Source organism: Arcticibacter tournemirensis, from assembly GCF_006716645.1.
GTDB lineage: Bacteria > Bacteroidota > Bacteroidia > Sphingobacteriales > Sphingobacteriaceae > Arcticibacter > Arcticibacter tournemirensis.
Genome location: NZ_VFPL01000002.1, coordinates 68,711 through 93,532 on the forward strand (window position 1 = coordinate 68,711; position 24,822 = coordinate 93,532).

At 44.4% G+C, this 24,822-nt stretch carries 6 protein-coding genes; 2 read left to right on the top strand and 4 right to left on the bottom strand.

Going from position 1 to position 24,822, the window contains the following annotated elements:
• Nucleotides 1-2 precede the first annotated feature (2 nt).
• From BDE36_RS21955 to BDE36_RS21970, 4 genes are all read right to left on the bottom strand, one after another.
• Complete coding sequence (locus BDE36_RS21955) at nucleotides 3-6,020, bottom strand: tail fiber domain-containing protein (protein WP_141816701.1); 6,018 nt, start codon at nucleotides 6,018-6,020, stop codon at nucleotides 3-5.
• A gap of 4 nt (nucleotides 6,021-6,024) precedes the next feature.
• The gene (locus tag BDE36_RS21960; RefSeq protein WP_141816702.1) at nucleotides 6,025-11,682 is read right to left on the bottom strand and encodes a beta strand repeat-containing protein; all 5,658 of its coding nucleotides are present in this window, start codon (nucleotides 11,680-11,682) and stop codon (nucleotides 6,025-6,027) included.
• A gap of 194 nt (nucleotides 11,683-11,876) precedes the next feature.
• Nucleotides 11,877-12,896 (bottom strand): PorP/SprF family type IX secretion system membrane protein, encoded by a 1,020-nt coding sequence (locus BDE36_RS21965; protein ID WP_141816703.1) that lies wholly within the window; start codon nucleotides 12,894-12,896, stop codon nucleotides 11,877-11,879.
• Between the two features lie 7 nt (nucleotides 12,897-12,903).
• The gene (locus BDE36_RS21970; protein ID WP_141816704.1) at nucleotides 12,904-21,258 is read right to left on the bottom strand and encodes a PKD domain-containing protein; all 8,355 of its coding nucleotides are present in this window, start codon (nucleotides 21,256-21,258) and stop codon (nucleotides 12,904-12,906) included.
• Nucleotides 21,259-21,850: 592 nt separating this feature from the next.
• Here BDE36_RS21970 and BDE36_RS21975 point away from each other — a divergent pair.
• On the top strand, nucleotides 21,851-22,045 hold the full coding sequence (locus BDE36_RS21975; RefSeq protein ID WP_128770781.1) for a cold-shock protein: 195 nt from the start codon (nucleotides 21,851-21,853) through the stop codon (nucleotides 22,043-22,045).
• Between the two features lie 227 nt (nucleotides 22,046-22,272).
• Nucleotides 22,273-24,819 (top strand): beta-L-arabinofuranosidase domain-containing protein, encoded by a 2,547-nt coding sequence (locus BDE36_RS21980; protein ID WP_141816705.1) that lies wholly within the window; start codon nucleotides 22,273-22,275, stop codon nucleotides 24,817-24,819.
• Nucleotides 24,820-24,822: the final 3 nt, after the last annotated feature.

Here is a 24,822-nt window from a genome sequence, read left to right on the forward strand (position 1 = left end):
GCTTATTCCAGTTTTTTTAGAATAGAGTTAATCTGCTGCTGCTGTTTATCAAGGCGGGATTTCAACTCGTTTATTTCTAACTGTTGCTCTATCATCCTCTGCTGCTGTTCTTTTACAGCCTGTATCAAAACGGCTGTCAGCTGGGTATAGTCCACTTTGAGATAACCATCTTGCCCTTTACTAACCATATTTGGATATACCTTCTGCAGCTCCTGCGCGATGACACCTATTTTGGGGCCTTTCGCATATTTCCTCTGATCTTTATACTCGAAAGCTACTCCCCTCATTTTATCTATTTTTTCCAATACGTTGGTCAGCGTCTCAATATTCGTTTTCAACCGTGCATCAGAGGGAGTATAAAGGTTTCCTTTAATTGTCACATCCTGAGCAAAGACACCACTCCCCGACGACTCAAAGCTGAGGCCGCGGCCATCTGTTCCGTCCTGGCTTATAGAGTAGGATAAAGTCTTAATATTCTGGCTGGCGGTGTGATTCCCCAGGTTATCGCCTGGCACTGTAATGTTCGTAGATCCGTCGAATGTAACGCCGTTTATGGTAATTGGAGTAGTTAGCTTGGTCGCAGAATACACGTTCTTACTCGCGTCGGTGGTATTATCTACGTTATTAAGCGCCAGCATTGCTTTTACCTGTGCAGGAGTTAAGGCCTGCGGAGCCGCGTCTGAAGCAGTATTATTTCCCAATAGCGTATTGGCTCCGATAGGAGCGGCCTTCGCGTTCAGAACTTGTGCGTCTACATATTTCTTATTAGCTGCGTCCTGGTCGGCTGTAGGGTCGGCTAGTGTAGTGATCTTAAAATTGGAGAGAGGCAGATCTTTATTTACCGAGCCGAATTCACTCAAGGAAACTACACTTTTTTCAACGGCGGCTGCATTACCCGAAGCATCACCAACATATAGCTGACCAGTAGGCAGCTGACTGTTTACAGGGATCCACTTTGTGCCATCATATACATATAGTTTCTTTTCTGTCGTATTGTAATAAGTACTACCCGTAACTGGCGTTGTCGGAGGTATCACCGTTACTGTTCCTACCTTACTATCCACATATTTCTTATTGGCAGCATCCAGATCTGCCGTCGGATCGGCAAGGTTGATCACCTTATAATTATTGCTGCCTGTACCCAGCGAGATGTTCGCTTCTGCGTCGCCAAAGCCACTTAACGGTATGGCGCTCTTAGCCACAGATGCTGCTTTTCCTGACGCGTCCCCCACCAACATATTACCTTTAGGGAGAAGAAGCAGATTATTGATACCCGAAAGCAGATCATCCACATATTTCTTGTTGGCTGCATCCAGATCGGTCGTCGGAATACCCAGACCTGTTATCTTGAAGTTCGCCAGCGGAAGGTCTTTGGTAACAATACCAAACTCGCTGAGAGAGATGGTATTCTTTTCTGCGGCGGCTGCGTTACCCGAAGCATCGCCAACATATAACTGGCCAGTTGGCAGCTGACTGTTTACAGGGATCCACTTCGTACCGTCATAGACGTATAATTTCTTTTCCGTTGTATTATAGTACGTACTTCCTGTGACGGGGGTCGTCGGTGGCGTAACAGTTATAATTCCCGTTTTGCTGTCGACATATTTCTTGGTCGCAGCTTCCTGATCTGCTGTAGGATCGGCCAGACCTGTAATTTTAAAACTGGAGAGGGGAAGATCTTTATTAACCGGCCCAAAATCACTAAGTGAGATTGTATTTTTCGCTGCCGCTGCAGCATTTCCTGAAGCATCACCTACATACAACTGGCCTGTAGGCAACTGACTATTTACAGGAATCCACTTCGTGCCGTCGTATACATACAGCTTATTCTCTGTCGTATTATAGTATGTGCTCCCTGTAGTAGGCGTTGTTGGTGGAGTTGTGATTACCGATCCCACCTTGCCGTCTACGTATTTCTTGGTCGCCGCCTCCTGATCTGCCGTAGGATCGGCTAGCCCCGTAATCTTATGAGCGCCGAAGGCGATATCAGCATCCGGAGTTCCAAAACCACTTAATGGGATTGTATTTTTTTCCGTTGCTGCAGCATTCCCTGTAGCATCTCCTACATACAACTGGCCGGTGGGTAACTGGCTATTCACAGGAATCCATTTCGTGCCATCGTATACATATAGTTTCTTTTCAGTAGTGTTATAGTATGTGCTTCCTGTAGTAGGCGTAGTAGGTGGGGTGGTTATTACCGATCCTACTTTACTATCAACATATTTTTTATTCGCTGCATCCAGATCAGAACCGGGATCTGCCAGGTTTGTAATTTTAAAATTAGCCAACGGAAGATCCTTATTAACAGTCCCGAAATCGCTAAGCGAAATGGTGCTCTTTGCCACTGCTGCCGCATTCCCTGAAGCATCTCCAACATACAACTGTCCGGTAGGCAGCTGACTGTTTACAGGGATCCACTTTGTGCCATCATATACATATAGTTTCTTTTCTGTCGTATTGTAATAAGTACTACCCGTAACTGGCGTTGTCGGAGGTGTCACCGTTACTGTTCCTACCTTACTATCCACATATTTCTTATTGGCAGCATCCAGATCTGCCGTCGGATCGGCAAGGTTGATCACCTTATAATTATTGCTGCCTGTACCCAGCGAGATGTTCGCTTCTGCGTCGCCAAAGCCACTTAACGGTATGGCGCTCTTAGCCATAGAAGCTGCTTTTCCAGACGCATCTCCCACTAGCATATTGCCTTTAGGAAGAAGAAGCAGGTTATTGATCCCCGAAAGCAGGTCATCAACATATTTCTTGTTTGCAGCATCCAGATCGGTCGTCGGCACACCCAGACCCGTTATCTTGAAGTTTGCCAGCGGAAGGTCTTTGGTAACAACCCCGAACTCGCTGAGCGAGATCGTGTTTTTTGCTGCCGCTGATGCATTTCCTGAAGCATCACCCACATACAACTGGCCGGTAGGTAACTGACTATTTACAGGAATCCACTTCGTGCCGTCGTAGACGTATAATTTCTTTTCCGTTGTATTATAGTAGGTACTTCCTGTGACGGGGGTCGTCGGTGGCGTAACAGTTATAATTCCCGTTTTGCTGTCGACATATTTCTTGGTCGCAGCTTCCTGATCTGCTGTAGGATCGGCCAGACCCGTGATCTTATGTGCACCGAATGCGATGTCAGTCTCCGGTGCTCCAAAGCCACTTAATGGGATTGTATTCTTTGCCACAGCCGCAGCATTTCCGGAAGCATCCCCTAAATATAACTGGCCGGCAGGCAACTGACTATTTACAGGAATCCACTTCGTGCCGTCGTATACATATAATTTCTTCTCTGTTGTATTATAATACGTACTTCCGGTTACAGGAGTTGTCGGCGGAGTAACTGTTATAATTCCTGTTTTGCTGTCGACATATTTCTTGGTCGCAGCTTCCTGGTCGGCAGTTGGATCGGCAAGTGCGGTGATCTTAAAATTTAACAGGGAAAGATCTTTGGTTACAGGTCCAAAATCACTGAGCGAGATGGCATTCTTTGCGGTGGCGGCAGCTTTTCCAGAGAGGTTTCCAACAAACATTTGCCCGGAGGGCAAAGCAAGGAGATTTCCGACAGATGATAGTTGAGTAGTTAGATATTTTTTATTTACAGCATCGCCGTCATCTACGGGATCGCGAACGTTTGTGATATTGAAGTTACCTAAAGAGAGATTTTGTGCTGCAGCGCCAAAATCAGTAATTGGAACACTCGTCTTCGCTATAGCTTCAGCTTGATTTGCTACATTACCGACGAGAATATGATTATTCGCTAAGGTGATCGATGAAGGATTCGCAATTTTCAGATCAACATATGCTTTTGTTGCGGCATCTTGCGCATCCATGGGATTCGCCAAATTACTGATAGTGTATTGTGTAATCGCATCACCCATGTAAACAGGAGCGGTGGCCTTCCCAAAACCACTAACGGGGATTGCGTTTTTAAGCGTCGCTTCCGCTTTTCCTGTCGCATTTCCGACAAACAAATTACCGGATGGAAGTGCCAGCGCATTGCTGGGCGACTTCAACAGGTCCTCAATATACTTTTTGTTTACAGCGTCGTTATCACCTACAGGAGCGGCAAGATTTGTAATCTTATAACTTCCTAACGACACATCCGCTGCTGCAGCACCAAAGCCACTAATCGGAATGAGATTCTTTGTAGTTTCCGCTGCCTTTCCCGAACTGTTCCCAATAAGAAAATTACCATTTCCGAGTGCAATATTCGTTGAAGGGTAAACCTTATTATCAACGTAATCCTTGTTTGCCGCATCAGTACCTAAAGTCGGCGTTGCGAGATTTGTAATTTTGAAAGACCCTAATGATACATCCTTCTTAGCTGCACCAAAATCACTAACAGGTATATCAAATTTCTCCATCATTCCAGCCTGATCCTGATCATTTCCGACCAGCACCATGTTCCGGCTCAGATTAATATTGATTGGCAGAACGGTTTTATTTGAAACCGCGTTATCAACATAGTCTTTGCTTACCGCATCCGACCCTGCACTCGGAGGGTTGGGAAGATTGGTAAGGCGAAAACCATTCATTGAAATATTGGCGGTCGGATTACCAAACCCACTCAATGGGATGCTGGTCTTAGGCGTCGCCACTGCTTTATTCAGCGCACTACCAACAAAAAGGTTATTGAAAGCAAGAGTTAAACTGCCCGAATTGGAAAACAGTCCATCGACATAAGCTTTTGTTACCGCATCTGTCGATGCAGATGGCGCTTTTAAGTTTGTTATCTTATAATTGTTAGTCCCATCCCCCACTGATATATCAGCAACAGGATTTCCAAAACCGCTCAGAGGAATATTTGTCTTATCCAGCTTTGCATCTGTTATTGCTTTATCCTTTATTGTAAGTTTCCCTGTATTGCTAATTGTCGCGTCGCCTGACATCGGTACTGGAGCTGCCACATTGGAACTATTACCAACAAAGATTTGTCCGTCACCTAATTTATTCCCTACCGGAATCCATTCTGTTCCATTATACACATAGAGCTGCGTTTCTGACGAATTATAGAAAAGCTGTCCTTCTTTTACATAAACCGCCATAGGGTCTGGATTGCTATAGCCAGCAGGCGTAGAGCCATTCGTTGAAACTTCTACCCACGCATATGTGGCATCAAATAAGTAAAGAGTGTTGTTGTCCGTGTTGAAAAACAGATCACCAGGTTTGGGATCAGTAGGAAAATCTGCCGTTCCGCCTCCGGCTATCCCAGAACTACTGATCGGCATCCATTTTGCTCCGTCTACTCCTCCATCAGCATACATATAAAGTTTCTTTTCCCCCGTTACAAAAAAAACATCGCCGAACTTTGGGAGAACAGGTAAAGATAAGATCGCTGGGATCTCTTTCCATAAGGCCCCATCTGAGTAATAATACTTTTGACTTCCCAAAACTAGTGCTATAGTTCCTGCTGGGTCAACAGGTACTACATCAACCGTCATCGCAAACTTAACAGATGGTGTTGCTGTTAACTGACTCCATCTAGAGTTTGCAAGTTTGAAAAATGATGAATTGGAAGACAACCTAATTACATCTCCAGAAACATAGGGTATGGTTGGCAATGCCGGACCGGAATTAAATGATGGAAGGTCCGAATCAATAGAAATTGTGGAAGTATTAAGAGCCGTATTCAGGATATTTGTAGGCGTGGAGTTTGCAATCAAAGGATATCCACTTGTGGTGGGTCTGAATATTATGCCCATTCCAATTGATGGATAGTTTGTAGAGGTATTGTCACAAACCGCTACAATTTGATTTCCTGAGATTGAAGTTATTGTAGAAATTTTCAGTGCAGTCCCATTGGGATCAATGATTTGATCATTTGCCAATACATTAGACGCAGTAAAGGTATTGCTATTGTCGGTAAAGTAACCAGTGATTTCATACTGTGACGCAACAGTCTTTACTGCCGTAATATTAAAAAGACCGTTAAACTGTTTAATAGTCTGATTCAAACCCACTTTCGGATTCGATGTGAGTACCAAAAAAACGAACAGCCACCTTAATTCTTTCATCTTGTTAATAATTAAGAATCAACGCAAACCCAGTCCCTGGATCTGTTCCTGAAGGCATTCCCTTAAGCCCTCCCATATTCATCCTTAATTCTCCCGATGTGATTTGAGAGATTTGAACATTTCCAGATCCACCTATTTGATATTGGAACGTACTAACGCCAGTAGGACTGTTCCCATTGCGCAAGGAAACTGCCATTAAATTAGGCACTAATAATGTTTGCGTATCATTATTATAAGAGGGGGTACCGCCTGTAATTTTTAGACATAGGTAAAAATATCCAAACTGTGGTGTCTTTATAAGCTCAAGTTGCTGCGCTTCAACCACATTTATCCGAACGTAGTCAACAATAGTTCCCTCAGGGATCAAAATATTCAAGTAAGTAACATTTCCCATTGCTTCCGTTTTTGAATCCCATGAGTATGTAACTTTACTGGTCCCCCAGCTTTTAACTAAAACATCGTTGGTGTATGTACCAGAACTTCCTGAAGCTTTAGCTGCCATATACATATCAGGCTTTGAACTGCCCCCGCTACCAGTTGGAGTAATCCAGCTAGCGGCATTTGCGCTAGAGGATGTTAAAACCTGCCCCGCGGCAGTTGGACTTGGCAATAAATTGGTTAATCTGTGCTTATCATTGCTATTTAAAAGTCCAGCTTTCCCATCATTGGCTGTCGCTGACGTTGATGTTGTTGCTTCTGGAATCGTGCCTGAGACAATTGAGCTTCCTAAAGTCAGATTCAGCACTCCTGAATTATAAGTCGATGATGTGGATGAATAAGTCAAAGTCGGAGATGTCCAGGCAGCTGCACTTGGACTTGTGGGTACAAGTAACTGGCCGACAGCCGGGTTATTTGTGATTGTCGGAATTTTCAATAGCTTTTCTTTATCCTCTTTTATCATCAATCCCGCTAAAGTTGTAGTCGAATTGTAGTTGTCTCTTAATACCGGAATATCTCCTGTGCCGGTTCCTGTGGTTAAAGGCGTGATTTTTGCTATTAAATCGGGAGAACTGTAGGAATACTGTAAGCCTGTGAATCCACCACCAGCACCGCCGCTTGATGCCAGCCAAACAGGTTTCGATGCTGTACCATCCCATGTTAGCACATAACCTGCTGTAGGACTAGCATATATATTATCCAACCTTATTTTATCAGTAGATGACATCAATCCATATGTACTCGCCGTTGTTCCTACGGGAGCAATAGTGGTAGTTGCAAGATTGGTAGCTCCGCTTTTTAGAGCTAGATTTCCGGTTGTCTTCGTGTTGTCGAAACCCAGATTATCTGCATTGGTTCCGGAGGTCAAACCTATTGTAAAACTAGGTGATGTTCCTGTTACTGTGATGCCGGTACCCCCTGTAATACTAACAGCTGAGCCCGAAGCTGCTTTCCATGTTCCGTCCCCAGCTAAATAAACGCTCCCATTCGCTGGATAATTTATGATATTCGAAGGCTGGATCTTCGCATTTAGCTCTTGCGTTGCAAGATTATAAGAAAGTGAAGATGTAGCCTGCTGAGGTAAGTTGCCTGACGTTGCTGTTACAAATGTAGGATATACTGTACCCGTTGCTCCCGCGGTAGTTACCGCTGTGTTAGTCGCATTGGTAGCGGTAGTAGCAGTGGTGGCAGTTGTAGCAGATGAAGCATTCCCGGTTAACGTACCTGTGATTATTGCACCTGTTATAGTCGGGTTCGTATCCATCACAACCTTCCCTGTTCCGGTAGTTGTCGCTGCTGAAATCACACCCGTTGTTCCGTCACCAGATAATAATCCGGTAACTGAGGTTTTTAAAGTTATCTGAGGTGTTGATGTAGCAGTTGCCGTTCCCGAAAACCCGTTAGCAGTCGCTACACTTACTCCTGTTACGGTTCCGCCACCACCCGATGCGCTTAAAGTAGTACCAGTCAATGTTAAGCCGCTTCCTATCGTTATTTCTGATACACCGGTTCCTGTTGATGCTGATCCCAATAATTTACTACTGCCACTAAGGTTTTGCAATTTTGCCAAGGTCACATTGGCATCTGCAATTTTTGCTGTTGTAATAGAACTATTATTTAAACTAACATATGCATTACCCGCAGTCGGCGAATTCGGTGTCACCGTAATTTCAGGACCTGAAACTGTTTTTACCAATCCGGTTACAGTAGATGCATCAACAGACAACACTCCGGTAGTCATGGTTAGTCCACTTCCAACTTTGACTGTACCAGACGTGGTTGTAGAAGCAACAGGAAGAGTTGTTGGATCTAAAACAACGCTGGTTCCCGAAAATGTCAAACCGGATCCGAGGGTCAGCGACTGGGGTGAAGCTGAAGTCGCAGTTGAGTTGCCAAGTAAAGTGTGAGTTGGAATCCTTTCAATTTTCGCCAACGTTACGTTCTCGTTCAGTATCTTAACGGTTGTTACACCATTATCTGCGATTCCCACCGTTGCAACACCCGTAGATGTATTAGTAGTGGTGGAAATTCCCGCTCCGTCGGATATACTTTTTATAACACCTGTCAAAGTGGAAGTCTTAACTGACAAGTTTCCACCTGCAGTAATATCCAGACCTGATGACGCGGGATCTACAATTACTCCTCCCAGGCTTGATGAGGTTGCTGGCTTCAATGCCAATGAGGAACCGCTAAACTGCAAACCCGCTCCTGGCGTTATAGTTGTGTTAGTACCTGAAACATTACCGAGTAAAGAGCCGGTAGGTAAAGTAGCTATCTTATTAAGTGAAACACCACCATCTTTGATTTTAACCGACGTTGAGGCTCCTACTCCATCGCCTTCTATCGTGACATTGTCGGTAGTAACAAAGTTCAATCCGCCACCCGCACCTACACTGATCTTGCTGTAGAGATCGTTCAATGTTGACGTTAAAGTACCTCCGGTAAAACCCGTTGCAGTTAAATTGCTAACGTCAAGGTTTCTCCACTGGAATCCGTTACTGCCGGCAGAAGTTAACACTTGTCCAGCAGTTCCTCCTACTGTTATTCCTTTCAGCTTAAGATCAGAAACAGCCTGGCTATTAATCGTAAGCGCAGGCGCTAGCGTTCCGGAAGATGCTGTAGCTGTACCCGAAATCTCTCCGGAGGGCGAGAACTGCAAACTATTCGTTAGTACACCTGCGGAAGAAAAGCTCTTGTTTACCCATTTAGTTCCGTTGAACTGTAAAATATCATTTGAAGCCGGAGTCGCAACAGTTATGTCAGTTATATCCGACAGGGGGTGTGTATGAGCAGTTGGCGTTGATGGCGTTGTTCCGATCTTGCCGTCCAGTGCAGCGAGAGCAGCCTGCACGGTCCCTGCTCCGGCAATTAAAGGAGAAACTTCAACTTTATTTGCAGGCAGCAAACCAGTCACTGTAGTTCCTGATAAATCGACAGCATTTGCTGCAAGTTTCGTTGCTGTTACAGCTCCGTCTTTGATCTTAGCCGAAGTAATAGCGTCATTATTTATTGTCAATGTTGGGTTAAGAGCTGTTGTACTTGATACAGGAGCTACCGTAGCTATATCTCCCCCTGTGGTCTGGAAGGAAATGGTTTGATCGCCTGTATTATTTCCCGATACAGAAGATCCTGTAGCAGCATTAAGTAATGTTGTGCCGGTTGAAGCATCTTTTACGTTGAAGCCTGTACCGGTATTTGTAAGGGTAAGGCCGTTAATAGTCTTACCAGTCCCCAGATCAGTTGGCAGGCTGCCTGCAGGCAAAGTTCCTGTTACTTTTGATCCTGACAAATCTACTGCTCCGTTAGCGAGCTTATCAGACGTCACTGATCCTGGACCTAATTTCGTATTTGTAACCGCACCGTCCCTGATGGAGAGCGTAGGGGCCAGATTGGATCCTGTAACAGACGGAGCTGTTACATCGCCCGTACCAACTGGTGCGAACGTTACGGTTCCACCTCCCACCGGGATGCCGGCTGCAGCCAACGACTTACTCTGCCATTGGGTGCCGTCCCATTGTAATATATCACCGGAGCTGGCTCCGGACATCAATCCTAAAGTAGTTCCTGAGATAGAAAGACCTCCGCCGAGGCTAATTCTCTCGGGAGAGCCAGAGCCCGACGACCTGCCAATCAGGGCAGGTCCAGTCAAATCAGCCATTTTACCGAAGGAAACCGATTTATTTGCAAGCGAAAGAGGTGTCGTTTTACCATCGCCGGAAATCGTTAAATTATCAGTGGTTACACCGGTAAAGCTTCCACCTGCAGTAGCTGCCGGTACGTTTACCCAGTTTGTTCCGTTCCATTGTAAGAGATCGTTCACAGACTTCGTTCCTGTGCTTACATTGGATAAGCCGTCGATGGTGTGATTATGGGATGACAACGCTACGACTGTAAAATCAGCCATCAGCTTAGAATCTGCGCTGAATGTCAACCCTGATCCAATTCCCATCTGTCCAGGTGTTCCTGTACCGGTTTGTCTTCCCAGCAACGAGGGTCCTGTTATATCAGCAAGATTTAAAGGACTGGCAGTAGTTCCTTTCCCTTTGAGCATAGAACCAACACTAACCTCTGCTAAGGCTCCTGACGCTTTTGTGTCAACCACACCTATTTTCGTATTTAACTCTTCAAGTGCGGATTGAACGTTATTGGATGACAACGAGCCGGCAGCCACTGAAACTTCTGACGCCTTCACGTCAAACATCGTTTTAAGCTGAGCCATAGTTAAAGGAGCAGGAGTGGCATCCAGACCTGAATTGTTTCCCAACACAGTACCTGTTCCAATGGTTCCAAGTCCACCCTGGTCAGCCCACTTAAAGCCTCCGATCCCGTCTGACGTCAATACTTGGCCTGAGCCTCCATTTGTAGTAATGTTTTTTAGTTTTACAGCCGTAATTCCCTGATCATTTACCGATAACTTACTTGCTGTCTGTCCTGTTCCTACTAGTGTCTCATCGTGATAAACTATTCCAGGAACTCCTGTACCTCCATTAACCAGTGCAAGTATTCCGGATAAATCAACGTGACTGTTTCTTGGGCCAGAGATCGATAATACGCTTCCGGCTATACTTAACGACTGGTAAAGGTCAGCAAGACTTACTGAATTACCTCCTTCAATTGAAAGGTTCTGCTCATTATCCAGACTTAACACCGGATTGAACTTGCCCGCCGAGGAAGCTACAAGATCATCCACATATTTTTTTGTTGCAGCATCTTTGTTGTTTGTAGGGGCTGCAAGATTTGTTAGTTTATAACCACCCATCGATACATTTGCAGCCCCTATCATAGAAGCGCCGGTAGATGGCCATGCTCCATTAGCTTTAGGGCCATACAATGTATAAGTTGCGGTATTGATGTAAAAGTCACCGTTATTACCTACCCCCGAAGAAGGGTTAACAGCTCCGTTTAACAAACTGTTGCCTGAAGTGCCCGTACCACCGCCGTTATTAATCTCCGTACTGTTCGCCAGTCTTTTCCATTCTCCGGAAGTATAGAAATAAAAACCGGGTGTGTTGTCAGTCTGATAAACCAGCAAGCCTGTTGCGGGAGATGATATACTGGTCCTCTGCGACGAAGTTAGCCTTGGAATTAACAAACCCTTAGCAACCGAATAGACTTCAAGTTGAGCACTTGCATCCGGAGTGGTGGTACCTATACCTACCTGAGCTCTTGCACCAATTGAAAATAGTACGACGATAAGGGTAAGGTATATAAATCTTTTATTCATTTTAACAGTTCGAATTACACTTAAAAACCTGATATACAGAGCACAACACATTGAGAAAAATATATGTATATGGCACCTATCGCGGTAATACGCCGGTTTTAGACGAATGTTACCGGCGACGAAGAATTATTTTTTACTTTTTCTTCTGATTAACAGACAGTAACCGGCTCAGGAGAAGACTTGATAAAATGAGTTCAGTAAAAATCGTAACATCTGTTGCCCGAACTGTTGCGATACTCCGAGGCAGCCGAGTTCCTGTTAGGAAAAGTGGTCTCATAGCTCAGCGCTCCCTCTGTTGATCCGGCGGTATTGCCATACTGAAGTTTAGATAAGGTCGCGTCGTGACTTACCCCCATTCGCACTTTATCATACATGTCCTTTTTGACAAAAAGATCAAAGATGAGAGAAAGTACTACAGCATCACCTTTAGTACCCGACTCACTGCGATACCATAGACCCACATTGGCTGCTTTATATTTATATTGGAAGCCTGTGCTTAATAACTTTGATTCGGCTTGTTTATAAAAAACAATAGAGGGTATAACAACGGGCCCTGTTTCCTCATCGTAACGATCCAATGGCAGCCGATAACTCACATGCCCGTTGAGCCTCATCGGCAATGTCGCCTTTAACCCCGTAAACGATTCGTTGGGCTTGTTTATATGTTGGGCAGAGGTTCCAATCATAAATTTCCCGGCGACAAGGTTAATTCCGGCTCCCGCATCGAAAAAATATTTATTATTCATCGCCGGCACAGTAGCATCGGTGACAGAGCCAGGGATAATACCCGTGAGAGCGTCAATCTGATCACCAAACACAATACGCCCATAATCGATCTTCCGCTTCGTAAATCCCGCCTGAACGCCAAAAGAAAGAACCGCTTCTTCAAAAGACACGCTGTAAGAGTAAATTCCGGAGAGGTTTAATTTTCTCAGATACGCTGTTCCCTCATTAGAGCTCGTGGCGAGAAACCCCAATCCCCCGTTCAGCTTTGGCACGGTGTAATCCACTGAAAAGGTAAAATAATCCAGCCCTCCAGGCACACCACTCCACTGATTCCGGTAGATCAGGTTCATTCGAAGGTCTCCTTCAAACTGTCCATTTAAGGCGGGATTTAAATAGTTAGGGGAGTTATAAAACTGCGAATAGATATGATCCTGCGCAAATGCTATATTATGCACCAAAAATACGAGTACGGTAAAGAAGCGCTTCATAATATTCCTATCTTATCAGATTTATCGGCCCCACTGTGTTTTTTGAGCCCCGTTCATATTTCATCCCCTTCCATTCACTTCCGTCAAGGAACGAGGCTTTTATATCCCAGATATATACTCCCTGCGATGCCGGAGCTCCATCTATTGTACCATCCCACCCTTCGGCAGGACTACCGTCTTCAGTCAGTTTATCACTCTGCCATACAAGTCGTCCCCACTTGTTAAAAATTTTCAAAGAATACTTCGCAATACCCGAGCCTTTTGGAATGAATGTCTTGATGCTGGGGTTTAAACTGCCTGGTTCAAAACCACTCGGAACGTATAAGGTGCCCGGTACGCCGTCTATCCTGACAATCTTAACAAGAGTATCCGCACACCCTTCTGCGTTGGTTACAATGAGCCTGACTGTGTGCGACCCGTTGTTGATGTAAGTGTGAACAGGGTTTTCCTCTGTAGATACTTTCGTGTCGCCGAAAAACCATTGATATTTTAATCCGGTTCCCTCACTCCTGTTTTTAAATGAGAAGGTGTATTCCGGCACCTTTATAACACTATCTGGTAACACCGTAAAATCGGCGACGGGCGGCGCTGAAACATTTATTGTTGTAATCGCGGTATCAGCACATCCATACTCTCCTTTTACAACCAGTTTAACTACATAGGGTGATTTGAGATAGGAGAAAGTATGAGCTGGATTTTTACTTGAGGAGTATGTTCCATCGCCGAAATCCCATATATAAGTAAGAGCATTTTCGGATATATTCCGAAATGCTACATTTATCAGTGTACAGCCTCGGTTGACATCCGGTACAAACGCCGACAGCGGCTTTCCGGAAATTCTGATCATCCTGGTGAGCGTATCACTACAGAAGCTATTTAAAGCGATTAACCGCAGTTTATAAATGCCTGGTTCGCCGTAAAGATGCTGAGGGGCTGCATCATTCGACAAAGGGCTGTTGTCGCCAAAATCCCACACATATTTTACCGCGCCGTTACTGCTATTCGTAATCGCAACTTCGAGCTTACCATTACAGCTTACACTATCGCTCAAAGTAAAGAAAGCTTTTGGCCTGCCGTAGGTATTGATTGTTTTTTCTATACTGTCGGCCTTGCAACCATAACTATTTAAGGTTTTAAGTTTTAGTTTATACGACCTGCCTACACCTGTTAAAACAATATCTGAGGGACTTTGCTCCATAGAAATCAGATGTCCATCCAGGTACCAAAGGTATTCATCAGTATATCTTGACTTATTTTCGATTTCAACTTTAAATGGCGTACATGCAATATTCGTTTTCAGATCGAAATCAGCTTTAGGAAGCGGGTTGAATTGAATTGTATGCGTTACTGTATCCGGGCATCCCAAAGTACTGACCGCTATCAGTTTCACGTCAAACTTATAAGGCATTACTGCATCTGACGGCACTGCAAACGGATAACTAAAGTTCTTTTGACTGGAGACTGGCCTGTTATTGACAAGCCATTTATAAACAACAGCGTCTGTTCCGCTGTATGTTGATTGGTTTGCAAAACTTACCGTAGCGCTCATTCCGCAGAACATTGTGTCAGCAGCAGAAAAATTCGCCGTAGGCCGTTCTGTGATTTTCACCGTTTTGACAATGGTATCCATACAACCCGATGCATTATACGCCACCTGCTTTACCCTGTAAAGTCCGGGAAGCTGGAAAGTGTGTTCAGCTACATGCCCCGTTAATATATTGTCATTACCATTAGGATCACCAAAATTCCATTCCACATAAGCGGCGTTAGCCGGCGTAGCAGAGACCGTCAGCTTGAATGGTGCGCAGTTGAGCGATGTTGCATTACTGGTAAACAAAGCCACCGGTAAAGGAAGAATCTCTATTTCCTGGGTCGTAAAACTACTGCAAACTGAACCGTCGGGATGAGATTGCTGGACTGTCAGTTTAACGTTATACTTGCCTGCTCGTGCAAATGCGTGTCGGGGATTAGCAGTATTCGCAGTGGTACCATCATCAAAATCCCAGTGATACGATGCCGAGGTCTCCGGTGTACTGAAAAACTGCACGGAATCCTTCACACAGTACTGTCCATTGTTAAATCTAAAATTAGCATTAGGCTGGGCATACACTGTTATTATCTCTGTATCTGTTGCAGAAGAACATCCATTTGTTGCAAGCAAGGATACTTCGTAAGTCCCCGGCACCGTAAACGTATGCGTTATTGATTCAGGAGCAGACTTCGTGGTAAAGGTATTGCCATCCTTAAGATCCCAGTAGAAAGAATTCGCCCCTTCAGAATGATTATCAAACCGGACGGTAAGGGGGGCACATCCAAATTTCCTGTCACCGTCAATAATCAACTGCGGCGTGACTGTATTAGGATAAACAACTATCTTATAACTATTTGAATCTACCCCACACTCGTTCTCTACTTTGAGCCTTACTGTTACCGTATCGGTTTTAGTTGTGTAAAATGTATGGGTAACATCCGAAACGTCATTCTTAACGAGAGTCTGGCCGTCACCAAAATCAAAAGTATATTTACTGTTTGAACCGGCCTTTGACTGATTGTTAAAAGTTACCTCGAAAGGAGAACATCCCCACGTTTTATTCGGCGAAAACAACGCATAAGGCAATGGATGTACCAATACAGAGTCGGTAAAAATAGTCTCTTTACATCCGGTCGACGCCTTTAATGTAATAACATAGGTAGTATCTCTATGATTCGGATTGGGTTCGAAGGTTATCGCTGCGGGATGAATATCCGTAGAGGTTATACCATTCCCGAAATCCCATATATAGGTTCCGCGACTCAAAGGAGCGGAAGTATTGTTAAAGCTGACAGAAAGCGGCCCGCAACCTACCACCTTGTCCTTGGTAAAGGAAGCCGTTACGTCTTTCACTGTTTCAAAAGTAAGCTCCATGCTGTCTGAGCCACAACCAAACTTACTGTCGGTCACTAATTTCACAGTCGCCGATTCACCATCGTTATATAATATATAACCCGGAAAATCCTTCCCCGATCCAACACTTACCCCGTTAACATACCATTGATAAGTCGCTACGCGGTCGTCGTGAGGAATCAATGTGATAACTTGTTTAAGATCAAATGGGATACACGACTTCAACCTGACAGCTGTAAATTCTGCCTTAGCCAAAGGATTCACGGTGATACCAACCTCATTACTTATACTCTTTTGATCTCCGTTACAAAGTGATGTTGTAACTATTCTCCGGAACCGGGTGGTTTCTGCTAATGTTCCCGGATCAAATACAGCTGCAACCGCTCCGGCAATATCCGACCATGACGTTCCGTCCAGACTCTTCTGCCATTGATAAAAGAAGATTCCATCACCCCCTGTAGGTAAGCTTCCTGCGAGCTGAACAGAAGGCATGCCGGCACATAATACCTGATCTGACGATATACTATTATTGCCCAAAGGAGGTTGAACGGCGATGTACACTGTATTGCTTTCAAGGGAACACGGTCCTGATTTTACCACTCTCCTTAACCATGTTGATGCAGTAAATACCGATGTGAGTTCCCTGTTGACTTCCCCGGGAAGGTCTGTCCAGTTAATGTTATCGGAACTCCATTGCCACTGGTATGCATACGCTCCATTGCCTCCCGTTGGTAAGCCGCCTGTAATATGTACCGTCTGCCCGGAACACGTGGTAACGCTTCCCGTAATGGCATTTGTTAAAGCCGGGTAATTGTATATTGTAATCGTATCAGTGCTTGCATCGCAGATTCCGTTCTCTATAGACCATTTGAAAATATAGGTTCCTGCAGTAAGACCACTTATTTTGCTATGAGGATCTGCCGGATCTTCAATGAGGCATGACGGACCGCTTATCTTCGTCCAACTTCCAGTACCCTTCACTGCTATATTGCCGTCCAGCGTAGCACTGGCTTCATTACATAAATATTGATCATCTCCAGCAATAGCTGTAGTGACATTCGGAAGCACCTGTACATAGGTTACAGCGGATGGCACTTCAGAGCAGGCTCCATTCCTGACTATAGCCCTGAACCAGGTATCAGCATTAAGGTTATGGAATACACCTGATTTGGATGTTGATAACACAGGAATCCATGTGTTAAAGTTATCACCCGATTGCTCCCATCTCACAACATCTCCTTTCTCTCCGCTTAAAGAAACGGTGACACTGTTGACACCTGTACAAACCCTCGCCACGCTGCCCGTTGTAATACCGCCTTCGGATGGCTCATCCACCCGGATCTTAATATTATCGGTGTATATTGAATTCAAGCATCCAGAAGCCTGAGATATTCTTACGCGATACCACTTTGTTTGGGCCATGTTTCCAGGAGCAAACGAGGGTGCGTTAGCGCCGGCAATGTCGTTAAACGTTATACTATCTGTTGAAGATTGCCACTGTAGCAGGTCGGATGAAGAATATCCGGTAAGATCAAGTGAGCCGGGGTCGTTCCCCTTACATACGGTGATATTACCATTGCTAATTAATCCCTTAACAGGATAGGCCGTCACTTCAATAGTTAACGTCGCTTTACTTTCTCTGCAACCAGCATCTCCGACAGTTGCGTCATTCTTTATTCCCCATTCAAACACGTAAGAGCCTGGCAGCAGCCCTGTAACTTCCGTATTAAATAATGAAGGATCTGTAATATGAGCAGGCACGCCCGATGTCTGAGTCCATAAACCTGTTTCGCCATTAGCGGCATCAGGCGCATTGCCCGACAGCGTTACGTGATTATTAGAACCGTCCTCCTGAAGGCAAATCCGGACTGTAGCCCCTACAGCTGCGGTTGTCACAGGTTTCCTGACAACAATGCTTTTGAGCGAAGTGTTATCCGGGCATGGGCTTAGGCCCCCAACCCGCCACTCAAGCTGATAAGTCTGGCCTGGCAGCAGATTACCCACCACAGCATCCGGAGAATGCGTGTCGGGAGTAAATGTTAAAGAATTACCCGACTGCTCCTTCCATGTTCCCGTAAATCCGGCACCCGGATCGTTACCATTTAACTTATAACTTGTCTCACCACATATTATCACATCTCCTCCTGCATCTGCGGATGGAGTGATCGCATTAATAAATATCTCAACCGCTTCACTTGTAACGTCACAGCTATTGTAACTTTTTACAGTCCTCCTGTAATAAGTCGTTACAACAGGGTTTACTGTGAGATTCTCCTGATTAGCGCCAGGAATTACAGTCCACGAAATTTTATCGGGAGATGATTCCCATGAATACGAATAACTTGCAGAAACGTAAGATGGAACATCTCCTCCTGATAACTGATCGGTTGAAAGAGTGACCGCTTCGCCGGGACAGGATACAAGGCGAGTTGACTTTATAGAGTTAACAATATCAGCCAGCACATCAAGATTCATCGTGGATGTGCTGCCGGCACATGTGCCATTATTTATAGTCCACAAAAACGTATATCGTTTACCTTTCTCCAGGTTGCTAACCGTGGTATTATTGAGTCCCGGATTATCAATAACTGCTGTTTGTCCGGGTGGTTGCGTCCAGATTCCGGTTCCTATTGCAGGAAGGTTTCCGTTTAATTGATAAGTCAAACCAGAATTCAAACACAACTTTTCATCTGGACCGGCATTTGCAGTGGTTGGCTTAGGATCGATGGTAATTGTAATGGGGTCGGAATATTCAGCACTGCACTCACCATTCTTTACCAAAGCCCTGAACTGAGTTGTTGTTAATAACGCACTATATCCATACGAATTTCCGGAAGCACCACTAATCAGGCTCCATGAACCTCCGTTATCCTCCGATTTTTCCCACTGAATAGAGGTACCCCTGTAATCTTTAAGTATCAGTATCCCCGGACTTGAAGACTCAATACAGTAAACCGTTGGACCGGCAGTCGAAATAGTTCCTCCAATTGAGGGAAGATCAACTTTCACCTGGAGCACGCCTGATGCAACGAGATTGGTACAGCCCTGGTCATATCCCTTACCGCCCACCTGTACCCGGAAGTAAGTCGTTTGCTGTATATTGGGATAGGCCAGTATATCACTAGTATTGTCAATAGGGGTCCAGTTAATTGCATCTGTCGATACTTCCCACCGGATAATCTTTTGAATATATCCTGATGCTCGCAATGTTATGTCAGATCCGCTACAGACAAGCTTAGCTGTTGGACTTTCTAAACAGGTAACAGAACCTCCTGTAGCCCGTTGATATACGGTTAATGTAATCTCCTCGAACTCCTCACATCCGCCCGGATTACTCACAGTCCATCTCAATTTATAGGTACCAACCAGCAAATTGGATATTGTGGCATTTGGTTTGGTTGAATCATCAAATAGAGAACCAGAAGGCCCTGAAACTACGGTCCATTTGCCAGATTCTCCATTTAAAACATTTGGAGTCGTGGCACTTAACACATATTTTTTATTCATCGGAGTGTAGTCACACAATACTCCATCCGATCCTGCGTCAGGATTTACCAAAGCGTATAGCGTAACATCTTGACTACTGCTGACAGCAGGTCCGCACTCGTTATTATACACTAGCGATACGGTGTATTTCTTTCCAACCTCATTAAACTTTATCACCGGAAAAGGATCTTTATCAGAACCACCAATAAACTCATAGCTTCCTCCCGTAACTGTCCATTGATACGTCTTGTTCCTCCCGAAACCCTCATACATTGGCATTACCCTTTCTTCTGTTGCGAAATCTATGACAACAGGAATACCTTTACATATCTTAGCTTCTACTGGTTGAGTAACAGCTAAACCACCAGCTATCATGAACGGCTTATCAAGCACAACGTCACTACAGGAGTTTGTTACCGTCAACCTTAAAATATAAGACCCCGGTTTAGCCACATTAATTCTCGGCGCATCACTTGTATCCTTGTCAAGGAAGGTGATCCCATCGCTTACCGCAACGCCACTTAACGAGTCGATAACCTGCCATAAATAATGCTTACTACACAGGTTCGCTACATTTGTATGGTTCACCGTAGTGATCAGAGCCGAATTGCATGCCGACGACTGTGTAAATTCAAAATCAGGGACAGGGAGCTCTGAAATACATATATCCTTAATTATCTCTGTGGGAGAACAGCTGTTATTGCTCGCCACAAGTTTAATATTATAAGTACCAACCTCGGGAAACTGGAAAGTAAAGTTTTGGGCTGCACTTTTAATGTGCCAGGATGTTTCGGTGCTTTTCTTTATATACCACTTATACGTGGTTAAGTCAGTACAACCCGTCCCGGAAGAGTTCGGCGACATACCAGGTATAGTGGTGTTTATAAATGTCACATCCTTAGTGACACAGCCACCTACAGATGGAACAACGAAGTCGGCTTTCGGCAACAAATAAACTTTAGGATAAGAGGTAAATTGAGGAGCCGCTCCAATACAAAAACCCGCAGATATTGATATGTTTGCAGTGTAAGAGTTATACACCGGAGGATATATCATGACAGGAGGCTCACTACATGAGCTTTCATTATAATGATGCTTTACCACTCCACCCCTTGCAATGAGATCTTCTTTAGTGAAATGTTCGATAACATCGTCGCCCCAATCAAAATTATATAAAAGGCCGGGGTAATTTTTTGCAATACCTTTCTCGGAATCGATTATAACTGAATATCCCAATTTCTCGCTTTCGTTATTAGGGTCAATCGGGTACTTTAAACATACAATCTGACTTCCGCTAGCCTGAAGATTGAGGGTAAAATCAACATTTAAAATAACATAACTTTTTGTAGATACAACTCCATTAAGTTCGGACCTCAAACGTGCTGTATAATATGACTTCCCGAGGATAATATCTAAAAGACCATCCGGCGACACGGTAAAACTTTCTGGCGACTTCAGCTTGTCGTAATCATCGAACAGTAATCCTGTAACTGTCACAGCGGATGCCGACGAATCCGCAAGCGTCAATACGTTACCGTCCTGAATATTCTGGCAAAAGCCATATATCAGATCAGTCTTCAGAAGATTTTTTTCTTCCAACGGCGATATTTTTATTTTAGGTCCTGGTTTATCAGTAATCTTGATACCTGTGTAGTCAACCATTACCTCTGGATTTGAACTTTTCACCCTGATCATATAGCCATTTCCAGGCATAGTGGTTTCCGGAATGACACCGTTTATAAAGGTAGTATAATGTCCGTCGAAAGTTCCGATAGGACTATAAGACACAAGATTTCCTCCCGAATCGTACATCCACAATTCAAATCTGTTGCCTGCCTTAAATCCGCTAACTGTGAGGGGAACAGTTATATTACTTCCCGGCCCGTAAGGCCCCGGATCAATGGTACCGAATGCAATCTGAGCCTTACAATCAACACACAGTCCTAAATAGAAAGTAAAAAAAACCAGAAGTACAGCTACAAATCTCCGCATACAACAGTATAAAACGCAGATTTAAAACTCCATACAAGTCTGGAACAGATTGAATGAGCATCCATTGACAAATTCCAAATATTGTGGTAATACGCTCGCTGCAACAACATGTTACCAATAGGGAACTAAATATGTATTTGGTGTTGTGACGATATTATTATTAAAACCATCCAACCATAGCCCCGTGCTACCCCCAATCTCTGATTAATCCCTTACCAATGCCTGACCAAAGCCTGATATCGTCAGTATCTCATCAGCATCTCGTCAGCATCATGTCAGACTAAAGTCTGACGAGAGTCTGACATTATCCTGAGGAGATGCTGACATTAGTCTGATCTTATCGGGTTTTGGTCAGGCACTGGTAAGGTACTTTACAGGGTTTTGTCCTTTCTTTTCCAAACTTCTATTCCAATTTTTCATCCTGCGTAACACTGGCCGTATCCCCTGCACTTTTGAAATAACGGTCCCAGCCCCTTCTGGTAGACCGGCCCATGTGGGCATATAAACACAAACCATTCGAAATAAAAACTCATTAATAGTCAATAAGTTAAATAATTTCGTACCTTTACAGTCTTATATAATAAAATACAATATGAAAAAAGAAGGAACAGTGAAGTTCTTTAATGTAACTAAAGGATTCGGATTTATCGCACAGAGCGATGATCGCAACGATGTTTTTGTTCATTCGACAGGACTGATCGACGAAGTTCGCGAAAACGATAAAGTTTCGTTTGATGTGGAAAGTGGCCCTAAAGGCCTTAATGCGGTAAATGTACAAGTAATTTAAAAGATCACTATATTTTAATCGTATAAAGCATCTGGTCTCTGATCAGGTGCTTTTTTTATTTAAGACAGTTGCTTCCCGGGCAGATTGAGACAAACCATCTAACTTTTGAGAGCTTTTTTTATAGAAGTTTGCTTTTCTTTGATCCTTAGTACAGGAGATTCAAAACAGGGTTCTCCTCTATTATGAACCGGTATTAAAAACCGGAGAACTGCTAGCCATACAATTAAATGAGAAAAATAATACAAACATCAGTTGTATTTTGCTGTCTGATTTTAACAACTATAAGTAATTTATTTGCTCAAACTAATCACCAATACGATTATGTTTTTTCCCGTAAACCTTTAGCTACAAGCAGCTATGCCGAACTTCCTTTGGGCAGCATTAAGGCTAAGGGCTGGCTGCTAAAGCAGCTGCAATTGCAGGCAAACGGATTCACCGGTCACGCGGAGGAATTGTATCCGGAAGCAGATAACCTGGGTGCCAATTCTGACTGGCTTGGCGGAATGGGCAATGGATGGGAAAGGGTGCCCTATTACGTAAAAGGCCTGGTTGCTCTGGCCTACACATTGGATGATCCCGCCTTGAAAGCGAAAGCTGCAAAATGGATTACCTGGACCCTGGATAATCAACAGGCTGATGGATTATTTGGTCCCCCAAAAATGAAGGACTGGTGGCCAAGAATGCCGATGCTCTATGCGATAAAAAGCTATTATGAAGCAACGGGAGATAACCAGGTTATCCCCTTTTTCAGTAAATATTTTAAATATCAACTGGAGAACCTGAAAACGGATCCTTTAAGGGAATGGAGTAAATCAAGGACCGGAGATAATATCGAAATTGTTCTTTGGCTCTATAACAGGACCGGGGATGAATCTCTTTTAAAGCTGGCTGATCTGCTGAAGGATCAGGCCTATCCGTGGAAAGATATTTATTCAAAAAACATGTTTTATCACTTCGGCGGCGATTTTCATACAAAACACGCCGTCAGCGTGGGACAGGCATTAAAGTTTCCTGCAGTCGTTTACCAAAGAAGTAACGATATGTCCTATAAAGAGGCTTTTACCAAAGGGATAGAATACTTAGTGAGAGATCACGGACAGTCGTCGGGGATTGCTTCCGGCACTGAGTTCCTGGCAGGCAGGAGCGCGGTGCAAGGCGTCGAAACCTGCACAGTAGTTGAATGGATGCAAAGTCTGGAAACGGCTGCCAGAATATTTGAGGATCCATCAATCGGCGACAGGCTTGAAAAAATTGCGTTCAACACGCTTCCGGCTCAGTTCAGTCGCGACCTTAAGGAGCATCTATACTACACTTTGCCCAATCAGGCGGTATGCAAACATGGAAACGCTGGTTTTGATGAAGATTATCCCGAGGGATTATTGCTTAGTCCTTACTCGGGAATGGGGTGCTGCAGGTATAATATGCACATGGGCTGGCCTTATTTTGTAAAAAATAGCTGGGCGGCTACTCCGGATAAAGGGCTGGCTATTATCGCCTATGCACCTGTAGAGGTGAGCGCCGTAGTGGCAAACGGGGCACATATCCGGATCGACGAAGAAACTAACTATCCTTTTGAAGAACAAATTAAGCTAAAAATATCTCTGGATAAGCCTGCTACATTCCCGCTTCGTCTAAGGATCCCTTCCTGGTGCAAAAACCCGTCGATAAGTGTGAATGGGAAGCGAATCAAAGGGATCACCAGTGGTCAGATAGCGAAAATCAGCAGGGAATGGAAAAGTAAGGATGAGGTGCTTCTGAATTTCCCGATGGAAATAAACGTTTCCCCACAAGTGCATCATTCGGTAAGTGTTGAGCGCGGCCCAATCGTCTACTCGTTAAAAATGGATGCAAAATACGTGTCTATAAAAGAACACAAAGTAGAGGGTTTTCACGATTACGAAGTATATCCTGTTAACCCGTGGAACTATGGTTTGATCTTCGACAAAAAAAATATCCAGTCGTCGTTCACTGCGATAAAGGGCGCCATGCCTGAAAATCCATTTGTACAGGCAGAAACCCCTGTTAAAATAAAGGCAAAGGCGCAAAAAATCAAGGACTGGACGATGGCCTACAATGGCATGCACGCTTTAGATGTGCCCTTCGGTCCGCTAACATCCGGTGAGCCGGTGGAAGAAATCACCTTAACGCCATTTGGATCTGAGAATATCCGGATTTCCAACTTCCCTGTGATTGGTGAGCCGGGCAAACCGGTTGGCTCGTTTGAAGCAAACTTTGACAACAATAACATGCAGGGCTGGGTTTATTACGGCGGGGGCTGGTTTACAAAAGACGGTGCGATTCATGCCGCCTCCAACAAGGGCTCATGGGGCTCGGGGATACATGGATCTAAGGTAATTGAGAGCTCTGTGAACATCGCCAACTTAATATTTGAAAGCGAAATAACTCCCGGAGACCTTGGAAATGCAGGTATTATATTCCGTGTTTCCCGGCCAGCATTCGGCGCTGATATGTATAAAGGTTATTACGTCGGACTGAACGCTGCATCCGATAGAATTGAAATAGGCAAAGCAGATGGTCAAAAATACACGATGCTTTCTTCGGCTTCGCTTAGCATAGCACCCGACAAAAAGTACAAGCTAAAAGTGATAGCACGGGGCGCAAATATCCAGATCTTTCTGGACGATGTAAAAGAACCTGTATTGAGAGCCCGCGATACTGAATTTACCAGGGGAGCCATTGGATTGAGATCGTATGATGCGATGCCTGTTTACGACAATATTAAAGTTAAAGACCTCGATAACACGGATAACTAACAT

Bases quoted from the DNA above. Each gene is read 5' to 3' on its own strand.
- BDE36_RS21955 (WP_141816701.1), bottom strand. From the start codon at position 6,020: ATGAAAGAATTAAGGTGGCTGTTCGTTTTTTTGGTACTCACATCGAAT.
- BDE36_RS21960 (WP_141816702.1), bottom strand. From the start codon at position 11,682: ATGAATAAAAGATTTATATACCTTACCCTTATCGTCGTACTATTTTCA.
- BDE36_RS21965 (WP_141816703.1), bottom strand. From the start codon at position 12,896: ATGAAGCGCTTCTTTACCGTACTCGTATTTTTGGTGCATAATATAGCA.
- BDE36_RS21970 (WP_141816704.1), bottom strand. From the start codon at position 21,258: ATGCGGAGATTTGTAGCTGTACTTCTGGTTTTTTTTACTTTCTATTTA.
- BDE36_RS21975 (WP_128770781.1), top strand. From the start codon at position 21,851: ATGAAAAAAGAAGGAACAGTGAAGTTCTTTAATGTAACTAAAGGATTC.
- BDE36_RS21980 (WP_141816705.1), top strand. From the start codon at position 22,273: ATGAGAAAAATAATACAAACATCAGTTGTATTTTGCTGTCTGATTTTA.